Raw genomic sequence first — 19001 nt, 5'->3', positions numbered from 1 at the left:
TCAGAGAACGCTTTCCGGGAGGGTGGACGCACCGTGGCCGGGCGCGACCTCCTCGCCCGGCCGCACCGGTCCCGGGGGAGTGCCGTCGCCGAAGGGCCTGCCGCCCAGTGGTTCCCTGCCGTGGGGCTCCAGCCACCCGGACAGGTCAGGGCCCTGCGGAACTATTCCGGTCGGATTGATGTCCTCATGAACGATGTAATAGTGCTGCTTGATCTGGACAAAATCAATCGTGTCGCCGAAGCCTGGAGTCTGGAAAAGGTCCCGCGCGTAGCCCCAGAGGGCCGGGAGTTCGGCGAGTTTCTGGCGATTGCACTTGAAATGGCCGTGGTAGACGGCGTCGAATCGGACGAGGGTGGTGAATAGCCGGACGTCGGCTTCGGTGATGGTGTCACCCACGAGGTAACGCTGCCCCGTGAGGCGTTCCTCGAGCCAATCAAGCGCACTCCAGAGCCGGGTGTACGCAGAGTTGAACGCCTGCTGTGACCCTGCGAAGCCGCAACGGTAAACGCCGTTGTTGACTTCGGTGAAGACGCGCTTGTTGACAACGTCAATTTCCGAGCGGAGGTGTTCCGGGTAGAGGTCCGGCGCGCCGGGCCGATGGAACTGCGTCCACTCAGTGGCGAAGTCCAGCGTGATTTGGGGGAAGTTGTTGGTCACCACTGCACCGCTGGCTACCTCCACGATGGCCGGCACGGTGATGCCGCGGGGGTAATCCGGGAACCGGCGGAAGTAGGCACTCTGGAGCCGCTCGATGCCCAGGACGGGGTCCGCTCCGTCCGGATCCAGGTCAAAGGTCCACGACCGTACATCGTGGGTGGGCCCGGGTTGGCCAAGGGAGATGGCTTCCTCAAGACCCAGCAGCCTGCGCACGATCACCGTCCGGTTCGCCCACGGGCACGCCCGTGCAGCGATGAGCCTGTAACGGCCGGCTTCCACCGGCCAGCCGGGTTCGCCGTTGTCCCCCGGGCGGCCGTTCCGGGTGATCCGGTCCTCGATGTAGGTGGTGTCGCGGTTGAACTCGGCGCCACCGGTCACATAGGCGCCCTTGGTGCTGTGGGCGCCACCGTGCCCTTCGTCGCGGTCCGTGGTGTCTGCAGTGGGTGTGGTGGCAGGCTGACTGCCCGCTGGTTCCTGGCTCATGCGGACAAGCCTAGGCTGCTGCGGCCAGAATTGAAGATATCGGTTGCCACGCCACCAGCCAGCAGCCGGCAACAACCGCGAGAAAGAGCGCGATCCAAATGACGGACGGGATGGAGGTTGCACGGTACAGAATGTAGGCGTCCGAACTGGCCAGCCTGTCCCTGCGCCGAAGGTGGACGTTAGTTAGTTTGGCGAGATCCCGCACTGCCGCGACCAGGAGGGCCACACCCAGGGAAATGGCCACGTGGCCGGTGAAGGCGCTCGGGACGAAGATCACCAGCGCCGCGCCGCCTGCGATCGCGGCGCCGGTGATGACTACCCCCGCGAAGTTCCGGATGAAAAGCAGCGACGCTATGAGGATCAGCGTTCCGGTGGCCAAGGCTGCAGGACCCCAGCCTCCGAAACCGGAAGTCACCAGGGCAGCACCGGTGAGGGCCGGGACGGGATATCCCCAGAATCCTGACCACACAGCTGCCAGCCGCCCGCGGCTGTAACTCGTGGTGGTGCCTGAATGGTCCAGTTGGAGCCTGATTCCGCCTAGCCGTTGACCGCTCGTAATGGCGGCGAAGGCGTGCCCGAGTTCATGGGTAGCGGTGGCGAGGAGCCCGAAGTACTTCCAGCTTGCCCGCGGGATTGACAAGGCGGTTGCCAGGGCGAAAACCACAACCAGTTCGATCAGTGTGACTTTAGGGACGGCAGACCTGCTGAAGACCTCAGTGATGCGTTGCCACAGTTCCTCGGAACTCAAATTCCTTGCCTGCCGGATTGGAGGTAGTAATTGTCAGCCATAGGCCTCTACCGTACTAGAGGGATGGTTCACCGCTGTCCTGCTGCCCTCGAGGGCGCTGAACGAATTGAGGAACACTGTGACCAGCCTGAAAGACCGTCTGCATGCTGACGTCGTGACGCATATGAAGGAGCGGAATAAGACCGCGCTGACAACCGTACGCAACGTCCTGGGCGAGATCGAAACGCGGGAAAAGTCTGGAAAAACGCCGATTGAGCTGGACGACGCCCAAGTGACCTCGCTCCTGCAGAAAGAGGCGGCCAAGCGGCGCGACACGGCAAAGATTTACACGGACGCCGGCGAAGCTGAGCGGGCTGCCGCCGAGATTTCCGAGGCCGAAGTCATCGAGGCCTACCTGCCCCGTGCCCTGACGTCCGCGGAAGTCGAGGCGATCGTCGATGAGACCATTGCCGGGCTGCGTTCTGAAGGGGTGGAACCCGGCCTGCGCCAGTTGGGTGCCGTCATGAAGCCGGTAACGGCCAAGATTGCAGGCCGCTTCGACGGCAAGGCTGTCAGCGAGATCGTCCGCGGTCGATTGAGCTGAATCTCGTTCCACGAACAGGAAAGGCACGCCGACTGTATGTGGGCGTGCCTTTGTCCTGCTGGCTGGGAATGCGGCCAAACGGGTGATGCTGCGATGCTCTGGAATTAGCCTTCGCAGTCCGTGCAGTAGCTGTGGCCGTCCTTCTGCCGAGCGATCTGCGAGCGGTGCCGGACAAGGAAGCAGGAGTAGCAGGTAAATTCGTCCTCGGCCTGGGGGATAACCTGAACGACCAGTTCCTCGGCAACGAATTCGCCTCCCGGGACACCGGCGCCGTCCAGTCCGTCTGCCTCATCGAGCTCGAGCACAACGCTACGTGCGTCCGGTGCGTTGGCGGACTGCAGTGCCTCGAGCGAGTTGTCCTGCGACTCCTTGACGTCGGAGCGAAGTTCATCGTAATCGGTTGCCACTTAGGTGTATCTCTTTTCTTTGGTTCGTCTGTCGCGTATGCAACGTACAGCATCCGCCTGCTATTCCCCAATAGGTTGGCGGAAAAATTTGTCTGTGGCCCCGTAGGCCGGGATAGACAAACTCCGGGATCCAAGGGCCAAAGGGTTTGCACCACAGTGCACGGAGGGGACTCGGAACCCGCCTCGGCGTGTGTCTGGGACAGGAATGCCTGAAAATTCAGGCGTTCTTTACCGGATGCTCCACTGGAGAACCATAAGAGTACGCCAATTCAGCCACGCCACCCACCCGAAGGGCCGTTGGAACCGGACAAATTGCCGGAGGCGTTGGTCACCCGGCCGTTCGCGTCGCTCATTCGACCCTGTCCTGGGACCTTCCCTGCTGAAAGTTTCCGAAACGGACGGCTTCAACCTCAAGAGTCCCGGACACGCGCTTCGGGAAGCTCAGCGACGGCATCAAGAAGTACGGGATCCCCGGCTACGCCATGTTCCGGTGGATCGTGGCCATCACCATAGGTCGCGGACTTCTCCGAGAGAAACGATCTGGGTACGGGGCGCGCGCCCGGGGCCGAGGTCCAGCACGAGACTGCGTACAGCGCCTCGGTGGCATGCGGGCTGTGCATGTCGGCGTGACCCCTGTACCCCCGCCGCGGTGGCGCCGCTCGGCACGATGAAATGGGCGAAGGACCCGACGAGCCAGTATGTCGGGTCCATTACCACCCCGGGAGAGAAGATTGCGCGGCTGAAGGCCTCGCCGTGCCGGGCTGGTCAGCCGTGAATCGCTGCCGCGGCCTTTGAGGCCGCCTGGATGCTTTCCCAACCTCGCCGGCCTGCTGCCGCAACGCGGGGTTCGAGGTCACCTTTGTTCTGCAGGATGGACACCAGAGTCGCATTGACGACGTCCTCGCGGAGCTCACTCAGCCAGGGACCGCGGATGTTCGGCATCACCGGGACGCGCGCCCGGACGGTCAGGAAGTGTCCGCCAGCAAAGGCTCCCGCGAGGCAAAGCGTTCCAACCACGAGGAGCTTCACAATGTTGTCCCGATCGGTAACGACGATGTAGGCCGGGAGGGCAATCAAGGCGGCCATCACAGCCCCAGGCGCATCACGAGGATCTCCAGGGCGCTGCCGGAGGCCTTCCGGCGGGCCACCGTGCCCTCAAACTGCTTGTCCCGGACGGTTTGAGCCCTGAATCGCCACTGCCTCTGGGAGCCGAGGTGCAGCTTGACGAGGGCACGGGCGGCGGCCAGCTCCTCTGGGTGGTTTTTGCGGAGCGCGGTCACGGCCGGGTCAGGTGCGTCCGCCCAGGCGCTGCCCAGCCGGCGTTCGATGGCCGCGGCCATGTCGTCCAGGCTCAGACGGGCGGCACCTTCGGCTGCGTCCTCGACAAGGATGGTGGCGTCCGGTGCTGCATGTCCGGCAGATGGCGCCTCGATACGGCGCCCGTAGCGTGGCGTGCCGTCCGCGAGATGGTACTCGTTGTTCATGTTTCCCCCACAATGGCGGCCAGTGCTGCTTCTTCATCGATGCATTGTTGGCCGGGCGACGCTGTTGGCGCCCAAGAACCCATTGTGCATCATGGCGTCCCGCGGGATGCGAGCCACGAGATTCGTGACGTCGTCCCACAGGGCCTGGCGTTCTGAGGGCCAGCCAAGGGAATCCGCGGGAAGGACCTGGACCAGCTAGTCAAGCAGGGTACGTTCGTCCGGACGTGCTCTCGGAGCAGGCGGTGTCCTACCGGCACACCGTCATACTCCAGCTGTTCCTTGGACAGAGCAATGATCTTCCCGTCCTGTGGGCTGACCGATGCCCGCTTCTGCCATATGCGCACTACGTGCGGTGGACCGGCCGGCAGTTGCTTTTCAGTGCCAGCGTGGATGACGCAGGAGTTCAAGGGGGCGGAAACAGAGAAAAACCCCTGGAATCGTTGGACTCCAGGGGTTTTCCCATTGTGTGCGCGGAGGGGGACTTGAACCCCCACCCCCTTTCGAGGACTAGCACCTCAAGCTAGCGCGTCTGCCATTCCGCCACCCGCGCAGGTGGTAATTCGAAGACCGTTTCCGCCTTTCAGCGTTTCGCTTTTCTTCGAAGCAGCGAGAAAGACTCTAACACGAACTTTCCGGAAACATCCAATCGGGCCAGATGGGTAGGCTGAGGGCACACGAACAGCCACCGGTTCGCGCCCCGTCCCACTGCCCAAGGAGTTCCTATGCCTAACATCCGTGCCGAGGATGAAGTTGTCCGCATCTGCCAGGAACTCATCCGGATAGATACCTCGAACTTCGGCGACGGATCCGGGCCAGGGGAGCGCGAAGCCGCGGAGTACGCCGCGGGGCTGATCGAGGAAGTGGGCCTTGCGGCGGAAATTTTCGAGTCTGCGCCCGGTCGGGCCAGCGTGGTGACTCGGATGACAGGGCAGGACCCCTCCGCCAGCGCACTGGTAGTGCATGGACATCTGGACGTTGTTCCAGCCCTCCGCGAACAGTGGTCCGTGGATCCCTTCGGTGCCGAACTGAAGGATGGACTCATCTGGGGCCGTGGCGCCGTTGATATGAAGGACATGGATGCCATGATCCTGTCCGTCATGCGGGATCTGGCCCGATCCGGACGGAAACCCAAGCGGGACATCATCTTCGCCTTCTTCGCCGATGAAGAGGCCGGCGGTGAATATGGCGCCCGTTATGCCGTGGACAAGCGACCTGAGCTGTTCGAGGGCGCAACGGAAGCAATCTCCGAAGTGGGCGGGTTCTCAGCAACCATCGGCGGGCAGCGCACCTACCTCCTGCAGACGGCCGAGAAGGGCATTTCCTGGCTCCGCCTGGTGGCCCACGGGCGGGCAGGGCACGGTTCGCAGATCAATACGGACAATGCCGTGACCCGGCTGGCAGCGGCAGTGACCCGAATCGGCGAGTACAAGTGGCCGATTGAGCTCACACCCACCACCCGGCAGTTCCTGAACGGCGTGACAGAACTCACCGGCGTCGAATTCGACCCGGAGAACCCGGACCGGCTGCTCGACCAGCTCGGCACGGTAGCCCGCTTTGTGGGTGCCACCCTCCAGAACACCACCAATCCCACACTGTTGAAGGGCGGCTACAAACACAACGTCATCCCCGAATCGGCCGAAGCCCTGGTGGACTGCCGGACCTTGCCCGGTCAGGAGGAGCAGGTCCTGGAAATCGTGCGGGAGCTCGCGGGGGCCGGCGTCGATGTTAGCTACGTGCACAACGACGTATCACTCGAGGTTCCGTTCGCCGGGAACCTCGTGGACTCCATGATCGATGCACTCCATTCCGAGGACCCGGGGGCCAAGGTCCTGCCCTACACGCTCTCCGGCGGCACGGACAACAAATCCCTCAGCCGGCTGGGCATCACCGGCTACGGCTTCGCGCCCCTCATGTTGCCCGACGATCTCGACTTCACCGGAATGTTCCACGGTGTGGACGAACGCGTCCCGGTGGACTCCCTCAAATTCGGCGCCCGGGTTCTGAACACCCTCCTCACCACCTACTAAGGGCACAAAAGATGACGCCCGAAGAAGTCCTCCCTGACCAGTTGCTGGAAGCCGTCCGCAGCCGCGCCGCGGGCTACGACCAGGCCAATGCCTTCTTTGTCGAGGACCTTGAGCAACTGACCGCCGCCGGTTACCTGCGGCTTTTTGTGCCAGCGTCCGACGGCGGCCTCGGGCTTGGGCTTGAAGCGGCCGCGCAGTGCCAGCGAAGGCTGGCAACGGCGGCACCTGCCACTGCACTGGCCATCAACATGCACTTGGTCTGGACTGGCGTCGCGCAGGTCCTGGCTGCCAGGGGAGATCATTCGCTGGACTTTGTCCTCCAGGAAGCCGCCCGGGGCGAGATCTTCGCCTTCGGCAATTCCGAGGCTGGAAACGACTCCGTACTTTTTGATTCGAAAACGGCGGCCGTCCCGCTGCCAGGCGGAGGCTACAGCTTCACCGGGACGAAAATCTTCACGAGCCTCTCGCCCGCCTGGACCCGGCTGGGTATCTTCGGCAAGGACACCGGGGGCGGGGGAGGCGAGGGTGAGCTTGTGCACGGTTTTATCGACCGGGATTCTTCCGGCTACACCATCCTGTCGGACTGGGACACCCTGGGCATGCGGGCGAGCCAGTCGAACACCACGGTCCTTGACGGCGCTGAGGTCCGCCCGGACCGGATTTTCCGCAAACTGCCGGTAGGCCCCAACGCCGATCCGCTGATCTTCGCCATTTTTGCCTGTTTTGAGTCACTGCTGGCTGCTGTCTATACAGGGATTGGCGAGAGGGCCCTGACACTCGGCGTTGAGGCGGTGAAACGCCGTACGTCCTTCAAGAATGCTGGCAGGAGTTATGCACAGGACCCGGACATCCGCTGGAAGGTCGCCGAAGCAGCCATGGCCATGGACGCCGTGTACCCGCAGTTACTGGCCGTAACCCGCGACGTCGACACCCTCACCGAACATGGGTCCCAGTGGTTCCCCAAGCTTGTTGGCCTGAAGGTGAACGCGACGGAGACTGCAAGGCGCGTCGTGGATCTGGCCATCAGGGTCAGCGGCGGCTCCAGCTACTTCCGCGGTTCGGAACTTGAGCGCCTCTACCGGGACGTCCTGGCCGGCATGTTCCACCCGTCGGATGACGAGTCGGCGCACAACACAGTGGCGAACGCCTGGCTGGGGCCCCTGGACACCTAGACGGTCCGCTGGCCTGCGCAACCTAGACGGTCCGCTGGACCTGCATGACCCGCCGGCGGAGCCAAAAGCGCCTGCCGCCGCCCATGTACAGCACGCTGCGCTCCAGTTCCCACTTGCCGTACTCGGAATGCTCCACGAGCCGGCGCCTGGCCTCAGGCAGTGAATCGACGGGACTGACCGTCAGTACGAGGTACTCGTACTGCTTCAGAATGTCCCGCTCGCGACGGACCGAGCTGGTGAGAAATTGTTCCTTCATTGCTCTCCATTTTCGTCCTTTTCCGGCTAACGTGAAGTCATGAGCATCGATCCGCGTGTCGCGCTTCAATCCCTGACAACCGCCTTGGAAGAACACCTTATAGCAGCATCCAACAGGCGGGGTGATGGGGATCCCGCCGTCGAAGCAGCATTTTTTGCGGTCGCAGATGCCTTCGAAGTTTATGAAGACGCGCTCTACGAGGCCTACAGCGAAGTGACGCCCCTTCAGGTTTTTGACGACGATGAGGATGAGGACGAGGAAGCCGGCATCGACGACGATGAGGACCTCGAAATCGTCGAGGAATGAAGCACGCCGTCCCTTCAGTTTCCTCAGCAGCGGCAGTTCCCGCAACCTCAGGCGGGTTGGGACACGTCTTCCAGCGCACGTGCTATCTCCGGCGGAAGCCGGGTCAGCTGGGCAGCGAGGATCTCCTTCGCCTGGATCGGTGTCCGGGGTCCGACGATCGCGGTGGCCACGCCATGCTGTGCCAGTAACCAGCTCAGCGAAACATCCAGTGGCGTTCTGCCCAGTCCTTTCGCGGCCATAGCCACGGCTTCCACCACGCTCGATGGCTGCTGCTCCAAATAAGGCTCCACATAGGGCGCGGTATCACTGCGTGCGGCCCTGGAATCCGCCGGGATGCTGCCGCGATATTTGCCCGTCAGCACCCCGCGTCCCAAAGGTGCCCACGCCATCAGACCCAGGCCCGCGTCTTCGACTGCGGGGACCAGTTCCGCTTCAGGTTTCCGCTGGAGCAGGGAGTACTCGGCCTGTGCGGCGACGAGCGGAAACCCTGCTATCGCGGCTGCTTTGGCGCTCTGCCAACCGCTGAAATTGGCAATGCCAGCATAACGGGCACGGCCGCTGCGGACCGCGAATTCGAGGGCTGACAACGTTTCGTCCAAGGGGACGTTGCCGTCCCAGGCCTGGGCGAACCAGAGGTCCACATAGTCAGTCCCCAGCCTCGCCAGGCTGGCGTCCAGGGCACTCAGCATCGCGTTGCGGGAGGTGTCCACGGACCGCCGGCCTTCCGACGTCGACGTCCCCGCCTTGGTGGAAATAGAGACTTCGGTGCGGGAGACCACATCACCCAGCAACGAACCGACCATCGCTTCGGCGCGGCCCTCGGAGTAAGACGCTGCCGTGTCGATGTGCTTTCCGCCACCGTCAACGAATGTGCGCAATATCTCCGATGCGTCCTGTTCGTCCGTTTCGTTGGCCCAGGACATGGTGCCGAGGGAAAGGGCGGAGACTCGCAAGCCACTGTTGCCGACGTAACGCTGCTGCATAGCTGCAAGCTTACGGGGATTCAACACGGCGCATGACGTAGTGTCTTACCGTGAACTGGATTGAGGCGGCCCTGCTGGGCCTAATACAGGGTCTGACCGAATTTCTACCGATTTCTTCAAGCGCGCATCTGCGGATTGTGGGGCAGTTCCTGCCCAACGCTTCCGATCCGGGGGCGGCGTTTACAGCCATCACCCAGCTCGGAACCGAAACGGCAGTGGTGATCTACTTCTGGCGCGATATCGTCCGGATTTTCAAGGCGTGGGCAGGCTCGCTGACGGGAAGAGTCTCGCGCCAGGACCCTGACGCGCGCATGGGCTGGCTGGTGATCCTTGGTAGCCTGCCCATCATCGTGCTGGGCCTGCTGTTCCAGGACCAGATCGAGTCGGTGCTGCGGAGCCTTTGGATCGTCGCCACCATGCTGATCGTTTTCGGCCTGATCCTGGCCGTGGCGGACGCCGTGGGAAAGCAGGACAGGGACCTGACCCAGCTCAGCTACAAGCACGGCATCCTGTACGGGCTTGCCCAGGCCATGGCCCTCATCCCCGGCGTTTCACGATCTGGCGGCACCATCACCGCAGGCCTCCTGATGGGCTACACCCGCGAGGCCGCGGCGCGCTACTCGTTCCTGCTCGCCATCCCCGCAGTGTTCGGTAGTGGCCTATACCAGCTGTACAAAGTTGTTGCAAAGGACGGCATCACCGGCCCGTTCGGCCTTCCGGAGACGGCGCTGGCCACCGTCATCGCCCTCGTGGTGGGCTACGTCATCATCGGCTGGTTCCTCAAATTCATCTCCACCCGCAGCTACCGGCTGTTCGTTTGGTACCGGATCCTCCTTGGCCTGGCCCTCTATCTTCTGCTCGGTTTCAATGTCATCAGCGCCTAGAAGTAGGCTTGGGCTGTGAAATCCTGGACTTCCCGCCCTGTTCCCGTGCTGCCCGGCACCATGCCGACCATCCGTTTGTTCGACACCGCCCTGGGACGTGAGGTCAGCCTTCCGGCCAGTGGCGAGCAGTCGATGTACGTCTGCGGCATCACCCCCTATGACGCCACCCATATGGGCCATGCTGCCAGCTACGTGGCGTTTGACCTCCTCAACAGGGCCTGGCGCGACGCCGGCCTTAAGGTTGCTTACGTCCAGAACGTTACCGACGTGGACGACCCCCTGCTGGAGCGCGCCACGGCCACGGGTGTCGACTGGCGTGACCTGGCAGCGAGCCAGATTGAACTCTTCCAGACGGACATGGAAGCCCTTAACGTGATCGCGCCGGACCACTACGTCGGCGCCGTCGAATCCGTACACCTGATCGTTCCTGCCATTGAGCGGCTGCTTCAACTGGGCCTCGCCTATCGCGTGGCCGGGGCCGCGGGGGAACCCGACGGCGATGTCTACTACGACGTCGAGGCCGCCGGAAAGCAGTCGATCGCCGCAGATGCCTGGACGCTTGGTTCAATTTCCCGCCTGGGGGATGCCGAAATGCTCGAGCTGTTCGCCGAACGTGGTGGCGATCCCGGCAGGGCTGGCAAGCGCCAGGCTCTGGACCCCCTTCTTTGGCGGGTGGCCCGGCACGGCGAGCCCAGCTGGCCCGGCGGTGAGCTCGGCGAGGGCCGGCCGGGATGGCACATCGAATGCACGGTCATAGCCCAGCAGTACCTCCCCGCACCGTTTACCGTCCAGGGCGGCGGCTCGGACCTCATCTTCCCGCATCACGAGATGGGTGCCGGGCACGCCTATTCGCTGGCCGGCGTCCCGCTGGCCCACCACTACGCCCACGCGGGCATGGTGGGCCTCGACGGCGAAAAGATGAGCAAGTCGAAGGGCAACCTGGTGCTGGTATCCAGGCTGCGGGCAAACGGTGAGGAGCCGGCTGCCATCCGGCTGGCGATCCTGGCCCACCACTACCGTTCGGACTGGTCGTGGACCCCGGAAGGCTTCGAGGAAGCCAAGGCGAGGCTTGCTGCCTGGCGCCGTGGCCTCGCCGCTGCGTCGGCTGGCTCCGCCGCCAGTATGATCCGTGAAATGAGGTCCGCCCTGGCCGCCGACCTTGACGCGCCTGCGGCGCTGGCAGCTGTTGACCGGTGGGCCGCCAACGCGAACGCGTCAGCCGAAGCGGGCTGCCAGCAGGATCAAGCGTTGGTGAGCGACGCAGTCGAGGCTCTGCTCGGCGTCGTTCTCTAACTCAGTGACACCGCTTTAAGCCAGTGACCGCGGCCGCATCGCGGCGGCGGTCACTGCGGCGCCGGGTTCAGGGTTTTTCGCGGCCCCGGCGTTTGAGGTAGCGCTCAAATTCGCGCGCAATGGACTCGCCGCTCGCCTCCGGAAGGTCGGCGGTGTCCTTCGCTTCCTCGAGCTGGCGGACGTAGGCGGCGATTTCCGGGTCCTCGGTAGCCAGCTCATCCACGCCGCGCTCCCACGCGGCAGCCTCCTCGGCCAACTCGTGTGTGTCCAGCGGTACCTGGAGCAGTTCCTCTACCCGGTGGATGAGAGCCAGCTGTGCCTTGGGCGACGGGGCCTGGGCCACGTAATGGGGGACCGCGGCCCATAGGGAAAGGGTGGGAATGCCGGCCAGCAATGCCACCTCCGACAGGACCCCCACAATGCCAACGGGTCCTTCGTACTGGGACGGTTCCAGATTGAGCCGTTCCCGCAACGGGGCATCATCCGAGGAAGTACTCACCGGGATCGGCCTGCTGTGGGGGACATCGGCCAGCAGCGCACCCACCAGAACCACGTAGTCCACCTTCAACGCCTCGGCGTGGACTAGCAATTCGGCGGTGTACGCCCGCCACTTGTAGGACGGCTCAATGCCCTGGACAAAGATGACGTCCACGTTCGAATCCGGCGCAGCCGCCTTGTAGATGCGGGTGGAAGGCCACTTGATCTTGCGTTCCCCCGAAGCGTTCCTGCGGACAGTGGGACGCGTGAACTGGAAGTCGTAGTATTCGTCGGCATCGATGGACGCGACCTTCTTGCCGTCCCACGCCTTGTTGAGGTAGCGCAACGAGTCGCTGGCGGCCTCACCGGCATCGTTCCAGCCCTCAAAAGCCGCCAGCATCACAGTGATGCGCTCCCCATCGGCGACTGGCAGCAGAAACTGCTCCTGTTCAGGCGCGGCACCTGGTTCCGTGGTGTCTCCGTCGAAGCTATTCATTTCTTCACCCTACGTCCAAGGACACGGGCGATGCAGTGAATGCAGGCCCAAAACGTGTGCCGGTCGCGAATCCATGCGCGAACGCCTGACGATATTCGCCAAGGGCGTACCCCACGGCTGGCATTCAGCCTTGCACCGTAGACTGAACGCATGCGATCCTCACCCTCCGATTCACCGCTCCGCGCCGTTCTCTGGGATATGGACGGCACTATCGTGGACACAGAACCGTACTGGATCGCCGCGGAACACGCCCTCGTGGAAGCACACGGAGGCACCTGGTCCCACGATCAGGCCACCCAACTGGTGGGGCAGGCCCTGACGTTTTCGGCCGGCGTCCTGCAGGAGGCCGGCGTCCGGCTGGGTACCAGGCAGATCATCGACGCCCTGACCGCGGAGGTCATCGAAAGCGTCCAACGTGCCGTCCCGTGGCGTCCCGGCGCGAGGGAACTGCTCGATGACCTGCACCAGGCAGGCGTGCGGTGTGCGCTGGTCACCATGTCCGAGGGGCCGCTTGCCCGCGAGATCGTGGCGAGCCTGCCGAAGCCCTACTTCGAGTTCCTGGTCACGGGAGACACCGTCACGCAGGGCAAGCCGCATCCGGAGGCGTACCTGAAAGCCGTGGAACTGCTCCAAGAGGCTGACCCGGGGCTCACCATCGAACATTGTGTCGCGCTGGAAGACTCGGCGCCCGGCGTGGCTGCGGCCCTCGCGTCAGGGGTCGCCACCGTGGCCATTCCCCACATCGTTCCCCTCCCCGACGACCCCAGGCACACAACCTGGGATTCCCTTGCGGGGCGTACCGTCTTAGAGCTGGAGACCATTGCGGCCGGCAGCCTGGCGGCCGCGGAGGGCACGGCGCCGACGTTTGGGAGCCTGTCTTGAGCGACACCCCCGCCCCTGCCCGCAGGGAGGGAATCCGTCTCGGCCGGATCGCCGGAATCCCGGTCATCCTGGCCTACTCATGGTTTGTGATTGCAGCCTTTACGGTCATCGTTTATGGACCGGTCCTGCTGCAACGAAACCCGGCATTCGGCATGACCGCCTACTACGTGGCGTTCGCCTACGCGTTGCTGCTGCTCATTTCAGTCCTGGTCCACGAGCTGGCCCACGCCCTCACCGCCAAGATCTACGGCTGGCCCACGCAGAAGATCGTGCTGAATCTCTGGGGCGGCCACACTCAATTCGAGAACTTCACGGCCACGCCTGCCCGCTCCGTCATCGTGGCGCTGGCGGGGCCCGCAGCCAACCTGGTCCTCGCCGGCGGCGCCTGGCTGGTCCTGTCCGGCAGCAGCCTGGGCATTGTGGCGGATACCCTGACCAACATCTTTATGTGGGCCAACTTCGTCATTGGCATCTTCAACGTCCTTCCCGGGCTCCCGCTGGACGGCGGAAGGATTGTGGAGTCTGCCGTCTGGAAGGCGACCGGCAGCCAAGCCAAGGGCACCGTCGCCGCGGGCTGGGCCGGCCGCCTCATTGTGGTGGCCTTGGGCTTCTGGTTCATTGCGATGCCCCTGCTGGCTGGTGTGACTCCTGACTTCAGCCTCTTGATGATCACCGTCCTCGTGGGCGGATTCCTGTGGATGGGCGCCAGCGCGGCAATCCAGCAGGGCACCCTGCGCGGGAGGCTGCACCTGGTGAGCGCAACCGCTCTGGCAACTCCCGCCGTCGGAATTCCCGCGACCGCCACTGTGGCCGACGTCCGCCGCCTGTCGACGGAAGGGACCGCGGTTGTCACCTGCGGGCCGGAGGGACGCCCGGAGGGTGTGGTGGACCTGCGTGCCCTCGCTGCGGTCCCCGATTCCGCTGCGGGTTCCACCCCTGCGACGGCGGTTTCGTATGCCCTTGTGGCTGGCGCGTATGTACCCGAATGGTCCCAGGGGCAGGAGCTGATCCAGTACCTTTCCCAGCTTGAGGGCCGTGAATATGCCGTGGTGGACCACCACGGTGCAGTGACGGGGCTGTTGTCACAGAACGCGATAGTGAGCGCCATCACAGGCAAGGCGGTCCGGCCAAGGAAGCACCCGCAGGGCCAAAGCCGGTAGAGTTACGTGCCGGTCATGCACTGCCGCCGGAAGGCCGTCCGGGGCTGAACGCGCCGGGCGGACATTTTCCATGCGTGGCCCCACAGTCTTACAGGAGCGAGGAAATCTCATGAGCAGCGAATCTGCCGCCGACACCGCAACACCGTCCACAACGGCGCTATCCACCACAGGTGGGGCTGCCAACGGTGCACAGCCGGTAGGGGCTGCCCGCCGCCGCGGACCATTCCGTGTAGGCGAGCGGGTCCAGCTGACCGACGAACGCGGCCGCATGAACACCATCACTCTCGAAATCGGGGGCGCCTTCCATACGCACCGCGGTTTCCTGAACCACGATGAAATCATCGGTCAGGCGGACGGTTCTGTCGTAGTGAACAACGTTGGCCAGCAGTACCAGACGCTGCGCCCCCTCCTCTCGGATTTTGTCCTCTCCATGCCCCGCGGCGCCGCAGTGGTTTATCCTAAGGACGCCGGACAGATCGTCACGATGGCCGATATCTTCCCGGGCGCCAGGGTTGTCGAAGCCGGTGTGGGTTCCGGCGCCCTGTCCATCTCGCTGCTCCGCGCCGTGGGCGACAACGGCTACCTGCACTCTTTCGAACGCCGTGAAGAGTTCGCCGACATAGCCCGCGGCAACGTGGAGACCATCTTTGGTGGTCCGCACCCCGCCTGGAAGATCTCGTTGGGCGATTTCCAGGAGGAAGTGGTCCGCAGCGAAGCTCCCGGTTCCGTAGACCGCGTGGTCCTGGACATGCTGGCGCCCTGGGAGTGCCTCGACGCCGTAGCCGCGGTGCTGGCACCCGGCGGCGTCTGGATCAACTACGTCGCCACCGTCACCCAACTGTCCCGGACGGCGGAGGCCATCCGCGCTGATGGCCGCTTCACCGAGCCGGACGCCTGGGAGTCCATGGTCCGCGGCTGGCACCTCGAGGGCCTGGCAGTGCGCCCGGACCACCGCATGGTGGCCCACACCGGGTTCCTCCTGGTCACTCGCCGGCTGGCCGACGGCGTCACAGGTATTTCAGTCAAGCGCCGTCCTTCGAAAACGGACTTTAACGAGGAAGATGTCAATGCCTGGACTCCCGGTGCTGTTGGCGAACGTCTGGTCTCCGACAAGAAGCTCCGCAGGGCAGCGCGCGATGCCATCGCCGGCACCAACGTCAAGGACGGCCCGGAGATCACGAACTAGTCCACATTTCGGGAGTCTCCAGCAGTACCTGCCAACTTGGGGCTAAGGTCTTAACAAGAAGCGCAGGAAGGGGCTGATGCATCATGGAGACGCCGAATCAGGACTCCGGACGGACACCGGCGGAGCAGTCTGCCGCCAACGAACTGTCGGTTGCGGACAGGCAGGTCAATGTCCTTCGGGACAAACTCAGGCACATCGACCGCCAGCTTGCCGCTGCAACGCAGAACAATTCCAAGCTGGTCAGCATGCTGGAAGCGGCGAAAGCCGAGATCCTGCGCCTGAAGAATGCCCTCGATCAGGAGGGCCAGCCCCCATACAGCTTCGGCACCATCCTGCAGCTCAATCCCCGTCGCATGCCGTCGGCCGGCAACAGCGGGCAGGCGGCCACCGAGGAATCCGCGGATATCTTCAACGCAGGCCGGAAGATGCGCGTGGGGATCAGCCCGCTGGTGAATATCAGCCAGCTATCCGTCGGCCAGGAAGTCCTGCTCAACGAGGCGTTGCTGATTGTTGCCGGTCTCGGCTATGAGCGCGCCGGCGAACTCGCCACGCTCAAGGAAATGCTGGGTACGGACCGCGCGCTGGTGGTGGGCCGCGCGGATGAGGAACGCGTCATCAGGTTGTCCGGCGCCCTGCTCAACGAAAAGCTCAGGGTGGGTGACGCGCTGTCAATCGATTCGCGCACGGGTTATGCCCTCGAGAAGGTGCCCCGCTCCGAGGTGGAAAACCTGGTCCTCGAAGAAGTCCCCGACATCACCTACGAGGATATCGGCGGCCTCGGGCCGCAGATCGAGCAGATCCGGGATGCCGTGGAATTGCCGTTCCTGCACCCGGACCTCTACCGGGAACACGGGCTAAAGGCCCCCAAGGGCATTCTGCTGTACGGTCCGCCAGGATGCGGCAAGACCCTTATCGCCAAGGCCGTTGCCAACTCCCTTGCCGCGCGGGCGGCGGAGCGGACCGGCAATGTGGATTTGAAGAGTTACTTCCTCAACATCAAAGGCCCGGAACTCCTGGACAAGTACGTGGGGGAGACCGAACGGCACATTCGCCTGATCTTCTCGCGGGCCCGGGAGAAGGCCTCGGACGGCAGCCCGGTAGTGGTGTTCTTTGACGAGATGGATTCACTCTTCCGCACGCGTGGCACCGGGATCTCCTCCGACGTCGAAACCACCATCGTGCCGCAGCTCCTGAGTGAGATCGACGGCGTGGAGCGGCTGGACAATGTCATTGTCATTGGGGCGTCCAACCGTGAGGACATGATTGATCCCGCCATCCTCCGCCCTGGCCGCCTCGATGTGAAGGTCAAGATCCAGCGTCCCGATGCCGAAGCCGCGGCGGACATTTTCAACAAATACATCACTACTGACCTGCCGTTCCACGAATCGGACCTGGCCGAACACGACGGCGACGTGCAGGCGACGGTGGACGCCATGGTCCAGCGCACGGTTGAAGCCATGTACTCCACGGAGAAGTCCAACGAGTACCTGGAAGTCACCTACGCCAACGGTGACACCGAGATGCTCTACTTCAAGGACTTCAACTCCGGCGCCGTGGTCCAGAACGTGGTGGACCGGGCCAAGAAGTACGCCATCAAGGATCTCCTCACCCTGCATCAGAAGGGCCTCCGGATCGAGCACCTGCTGCGCGCCGTGGTGGACGAGTTCCGCGAACACGAGGACATGCCGAATACCACCAACCCGGACGACTGGGCCCGGATCTCCGGTAAGAAGGGGGAGCGGATCACCTACATCCGCACCATTGTGCAGGGCAAGGCAGGACAGGAGCCAGGCAAGTCCATCGAAACGATGCCCAGCACGGGACAGTACCTATGACCGCAGGACCGGAACGCCCCGTCGGGGACTCGCTCCCGGCAGGCGGTGCCATGCGCGTCATGGGTGCGGAAACGGAGTACGGCATCCACGCCCCCTCCGCACCGGGAGCCAACGCCACCATGATGTCCGCGCGGGTTGTCCAGGCATACGCACAGGTGACGCGGCAGCGCGCGGCCGGCGGGGCCGAAACCCGGTGGGACTACACCGACGAGGAGCCGCTGCACGATGCCCGCGGCTGGACCCTTGAACGCGCCTCTGCCCACCCCAGCCAGCTCACGGACCAGCCGCCGGTGCTCGACGCCGAAGCTGTGGCGTTGGCTTACGGCCGGGAGGAACTCGAACTGGACGGCGAGGACGAAGCCGGCAGCCTGCTGATGAACATGGTGCTCGGAAACGGCGCCCGCCTCTATGTTGACCACGCCCACCCGGAGTATTCCAGCGCCGAGGTGACCAATCCCCGTGACGCAGTGATCTGGGATGCTGCCGGAGACCTGGTGGCACTGGCAGCGGTGCGGCGCCTCGCCATGGATCCTGAGCTTCCGCCCGTCAACCTCTACAAAAACAACACGGACAACAAGTCCGTCTCGTACGGCTCCCACGAGAACTACCTCATGCCCCGCTCCGTGCCTTTCGGGGACATCGTGCGTGGCCTGACGCCCTTCTTCGTCACTCGCCAGATCATCTGTGGGGCCGGGCGGGTGGGCCTCGGGCAGGACAGTTCCACGCCCGGTTACCAGATCAGCCAGCGGGCGGATTTTTTCGAAGCCGAGGTGGGGCTGGAGACCACCATCCGCCGCCCCATCATCAACACCCGCGATGAACCCCACGCCACGGCCGACAAATACCGGCGCCTGCATGTCATCATCGGGGACGCCAATCTCAGCCAGTCCTCGAATTACCTCAAGTTCGGCACCACAGCGCTCGTCCTGAGCCTTATCGAAGCCGGCCTGGCGCCCAAGGTGGAGGTCTACGAACCGGTGCAGGCACTCCAGGCGGTCAGCCACGACACCTCGCTGACCACCAGGCTCAGGCTGGTGGACGGCCGCCGGGTAACAGCTTTGGATTTGCAGTGGATCTACCACGAGGCAGCGGCCAAACTGGCCCAGGACACAGGCGTTGCCGACGCCGTCGACGGAGACGGCCACACCCACGACGTTCTGGAACGCTGGGCCGCCACCCTGACACAACTCGATTCCGACCGGAACACGGCAGCCACCTCCGTTGAGTGGCTGGCGAAACTTTCCCTGATGGAGGGCTACAGGGACCGTGACAACCTCGCCTGGAATGATGCAAGGCTTGGCCTGGTGGATCTGCAATGGGCCGACATCCGACCCGAAAAGGGCCTGTATTACCGCTTCCTCGCCAGGAACCGCATGCAGCGGATCGTCGACGACGCCGCTATCGCCACGGCCGTGACCGAACCGCCGCCCGATACGCGCGCTTTTTTCCGCGGACGCTGCGTCAGCAGCTTCGGCAAGGACGTGGTGGGGGCCAGTTGGGACTCCGTCATCTTCGATGTCCCAGGCTATGGCCGGCTGCAGCGGGTGCCGACGAGGGAGCCGCTCCGTGGCACCAGGGCCCTCACGGGAGGACTCTTCACCCGCCACCGAACGGCCGGCCCGTTCCTCGCTGAACTCCTTGGGCACAACACCGCTCCGCCTCCGGCGTAAACCGCGCCGACG

At 64.0% G+C, this 19001-nt stretch carries 19 protein-coding genes and 1 tRNA gene; 11 read left to right on the top strand and 9 right to left on the bottom strand.

Annotation, left to right across the window (positions count from 1 at the left end):
• Complete coding sequence (locus AC1DIM_RS03315) at positions 1-1140, bottom strand: glutathione S-transferase family protein (protein WP_477709061.1); 1140 nt, start codon at positions 1138-1140, stop codon at positions 1-3.
• A 10-nt stretch (positions 1141-1150) separates the two neighbouring features.
• Complete coding sequence (locus AC1DIM_RS03310) at positions 1151-1888, bottom strand: M50 family metallopeptidase (protein WP_477709060.1); 738 nt, start codon at positions 1886-1888, stop codon at positions 1151-1153.
• Between the two features lie 118 nt (positions 1889-2006).
• Between AC1DIM_RS03310 and AC1DIM_RS03305 the strand changes: the two genes are divergently transcribed.
• On the top strand, positions 2007-2471 hold the full coding sequence (locus AC1DIM_RS03305) for a GatB/YqeY domain-containing protein (protein WP_477709059.1): 465 nt from the start codon (positions 2007-2009) through the stop codon (positions 2469-2471).
• A 104-nt stretch (positions 2472-2575) separates the two neighbouring features.
• On the opposite strand, the gene AC1DIM_RS03300 is transcribed toward AC1DIM_RS03305, so the two are convergent.
• The 4 genes from AC1DIM_RS03300 to AC1DIM_RS03285 form a co-directional block, all read right to left on the bottom strand.
• Positions 2576-2878 carry a DUF4193 domain-containing protein gene (locus tag AC1DIM_RS03300; protein ID WP_056339942.1) on the bottom strand — a complete coding sequence of 101 codons (303 nt, stop codon included), beginning with the start codon at positions 2876-2878 and terminating at the stop codon, positions 2576-2578.
• Positions 2879-3643: 765 nt separating this feature from the next.
• Entirely contained in the window at positions 3644-3964 is a 321-nt protein-coding gene (locus AC1DIM_RS03295; protein ID WP_477709058.1) for a hypothetical protein, read from the bottom strand.
• Positions 3964-4362 carry a hypothetical protein gene (locus AC1DIM_RS03290; RefSeq protein ID WP_477709057.1) on the bottom strand — a complete coding sequence of 133 codons (399 nt, stop codon included), beginning with the start codon at positions 4360-4362 and terminating at the stop codon, positions 3964-3966. The genes AC1DIM_RS03295 and AC1DIM_RS03290 overlap by 1 nt, the downstream gene beginning before the upstream one ends.
• A gap of 467 nt (positions 4363-4829) precedes the next feature.
• Positions 4830-4912 (bottom strand) — tRNA-Leu (locus AC1DIM_RS03285).
• 172 nt (positions 4913-5084) lie between these two features.
• On the opposite strand from AC1DIM_RS03285, the gene AC1DIM_RS03280 reads away from it, so the two are divergent.
• Entirely contained in the window at positions 5085-6389 is a 1305-nt protein-coding gene (locus AC1DIM_RS03280) for a M20/M25/M40 family metallo-hydrolase (protein ID WP_477709056.1), read from the top strand.
• An 11-nt stretch (positions 6390-6400) separates the two neighbouring features.
• A complete protein-coding gene (locus AC1DIM_RS03275; protein WP_477709055.1) occupies positions 6401-7561 on the top strand; it encodes an acyl-CoA dehydrogenase family protein in 1161 nt (386 codons plus the stop codon).
• A 22-nt stretch (positions 7562-7583) separates the two neighbouring features.
• On the opposite strand, the gene AC1DIM_RS03270 is transcribed toward AC1DIM_RS03275, so the two are convergent.
• A complete protein-coding gene (locus AC1DIM_RS03270; RefSeq protein ID WP_190988403.1) occupies positions 7584-7817 on the bottom strand; it encodes a DUF5703 family protein in 234 nt (77 codons plus the stop codon).
• A 39-nt stretch (positions 7818-7856) separates the two neighbouring features.
• Here AC1DIM_RS03270 and AC1DIM_RS03265 point away from each other — a divergent pair, with 39 nt between their 5' ends.
• Positions 7857-8123, top strand: coding sequence for a hypothetical protein (locus tag AC1DIM_RS03265; protein WP_477709054.1), 267 nt, complete (start codon positions 7857-7859; stop codon positions 8121-8123).
• A gap of 47 nt (positions 8124-8170) precedes the next feature.
• Here the strand turns inward: AC1DIM_RS03265 and AC1DIM_RS03260 are convergent, their stop codons facing one another.
• Positions 8171-9106, bottom strand: a complete 936-nt coding sequence (locus tag AC1DIM_RS03260; protein ID WP_477709053.1) for an aldo/keto reductase — start codon at positions 9104-9106, stop codon at positions 8171-8173.
• Between the two features lie 50 nt (positions 9107-9156).
• On the opposite strand from AC1DIM_RS03260, the gene AC1DIM_RS03255 reads away from it, so the two are divergent.
• Positions 9157-9990: an undecaprenyl-diphosphate phosphatase gene (locus AC1DIM_RS03255; protein WP_477709052.1), complete on the top strand. Its 834-nt coding sequence runs from the start codon at positions 9157-9159 to the stop codon at positions 9988-9990.
• A 15-nt stretch (positions 9991-10005) separates the two neighbouring features.
• Positions 10006-11283 carry a cysteine--1-D-myo-inosityl 2-amino-2-deoxy-alpha-D-glucopyranoside ligase gene (gene mshC / locus AC1DIM_RS03250; protein WP_477709051.1) on the top strand — a complete coding sequence of 426 codons (1278 nt, stop codon included), beginning with the start codon at positions 10006-10008 and terminating at the stop codon, positions 11281-11283.
• Positions 11284-11350: 67 nt separating this feature from the next.
• Here mshC and AC1DIM_RS03245 read toward each other — a convergent pair whose 3' ends face one another.
• A complete protein-coding gene (locus tag AC1DIM_RS03245; protein WP_477709050.1) occupies positions 11351-12256 on the bottom strand; it encodes a PAC2 family protein in 906 nt (301 codons plus the stop codon).
• 150 nt (positions 12257-12406) lie between these two features.
• On the opposite strand from AC1DIM_RS03245, the gene AC1DIM_RS03240 reads away from it, so the two are divergent.
• The 5 genes from AC1DIM_RS03240 to dop all read left to right on the top strand — a co-directional run bounded on the left by AC1DIM_RS03240 (position 12407) and on the right by dop (position 18989).
• Positions 12407-13138 (top strand): HAD family hydrolase, encoded by a 732-nt coding sequence (locus AC1DIM_RS03240; RefSeq protein WP_477709049.1) that lies wholly within the window; start codon positions 12407-12409, stop codon positions 13136-13138.
• Entirely contained in the window at positions 13135-14298 is a 1164-nt protein-coding gene (locus tag AC1DIM_RS03235; RefSeq protein WP_477709048.1) for a site-2 protease family protein, read from the top strand. Before AC1DIM_RS03240 ends, AC1DIM_RS03235 begins: the two co-directional genes overlap by 4 nt.
• A gap of 109 nt (positions 14299-14407) precedes the next feature.
• Positions 14408-15484, top strand: a complete 1077-nt coding sequence (locus tag AC1DIM_RS03230; RefSeq protein WP_477709047.1) for a tRNA (adenine-N1)-methyltransferase — start codon at positions 14408-14410, stop codon at positions 15482-15484.
• Positions 15485-15567: 83 nt separating this feature from the next.
• Positions 15568-17319, top strand: a complete 1752-nt coding sequence (gene arc / locus AC1DIM_RS03225) for a proteasome ATPase (RefSeq protein WP_477709046.1) — start codon at positions 15568-15570, stop codon at positions 17317-17319.
• Positions 17316-18989, top strand: coding sequence for a depupylase/deamidase Dop (gene dop / locus AC1DIM_RS03220; protein ID WP_477709045.1), 1674 nt, complete (start codon positions 17316-17318; stop codon positions 18987-18989). Before arc ends, dop begins: the two co-directional genes overlap by 4 nt.
• Positions 18990-19001: the final 12 nt, after the last annotated feature.

The sequence above is a fragment of the Pseudarthrobacter sp. 01T43 genome (assembly GCF_056398665.1).
The sequence above is the reverse complement of the archived record's forward strand: the minus strand, read 5'-3'. Positions and strand labels throughout refer to the sequence as shown.

Bases quoted from the DNA above. Each gene is read 5' to 3' on its own strand.
- AC1DIM_RS03315 (WP_477709061.1), bottom strand. From the start codon at position 1,140: ATGAGCCAGGAACCAGCGGGCAGTCAGCCTGCCACCACACCCACTGCA.
- AC1DIM_RS03295 (WP_477709058.1), bottom strand. From the start codon at position 3,964: ATGGCCGCCTTGATTGCCCTCCCGGCCTACATCGTCGTTACCGATCGG.
- AC1DIM_RS03290 (WP_477709057.1), bottom strand. From the start codon at position 4,362: ATGAACAACGAGTACCATCTCGCGGACGGCACGCCACGCTACGGGCGC.
- AC1DIM_RS03280 (WP_477709056.1), top strand. From the start codon at position 5,085: ATGCCTAACATCCGTGCCGAGGATGAAGTTGTCCGCATCTGCCAGGAA.
- AC1DIM_RS03275 (WP_477709055.1), top strand. From the start codon at position 6,401: ATGACGCCCGAAGAAGTCCTCCCTGACCAGTTGCTGGAAGCCGTCCGC.
- AC1DIM_RS03270 (WP_190988403.1), bottom strand. From the start codon at position 7,817: ATGAAGGAACAATTTCTCACCAGCTCGGTCCGTCGCGAGCGGGACATT.
- AC1DIM_RS03265 (WP_477709054.1), top strand. From the start codon at position 7,857: ATGAGCATCGATCCGCGTGTCGCGCTTCAATCCCTGACAACCGCCTTG.
- AC1DIM_RS03260 (WP_477709053.1), bottom strand. From the start codon at position 9,106: ATGCAGCAGCGTTACGTCGGCAACAGTGGCTTGCGAGTCTCCGCCCTT.
- AC1DIM_RS03245 (WP_477709050.1), bottom strand. From the start codon at position 12,256: ATGAATAGCTTCGACGGAGACACCACGGAACCAGGTGCCGCGCCTGAA.
- AC1DIM_RS03240 (WP_477709049.1), top strand. From the start codon at position 12,407: ATGCGATCCTCACCCTCCGATTCACCGCTCCGCGCCGTTCTCTGGGAT.
- AC1DIM_RS03230 (WP_477709047.1), top strand. From the start codon at position 14,408: ATGAGCAGCGAATCTGCCGCCGACACCGCAACACCGTCCACAACGGCG.
- arc (WP_477709046.1), top strand. From the start codon at position 15,568: ATGGAGACGCCGAATCAGGACTCCGGACGGACACCGGCGGAGCAGTCT.
- dop (WP_477709045.1), top strand. From the start codon at position 17,316: ATGACCGCAGGACCGGAACGCCCCGTCGGGGACTCGCTCCCGGCAGGC.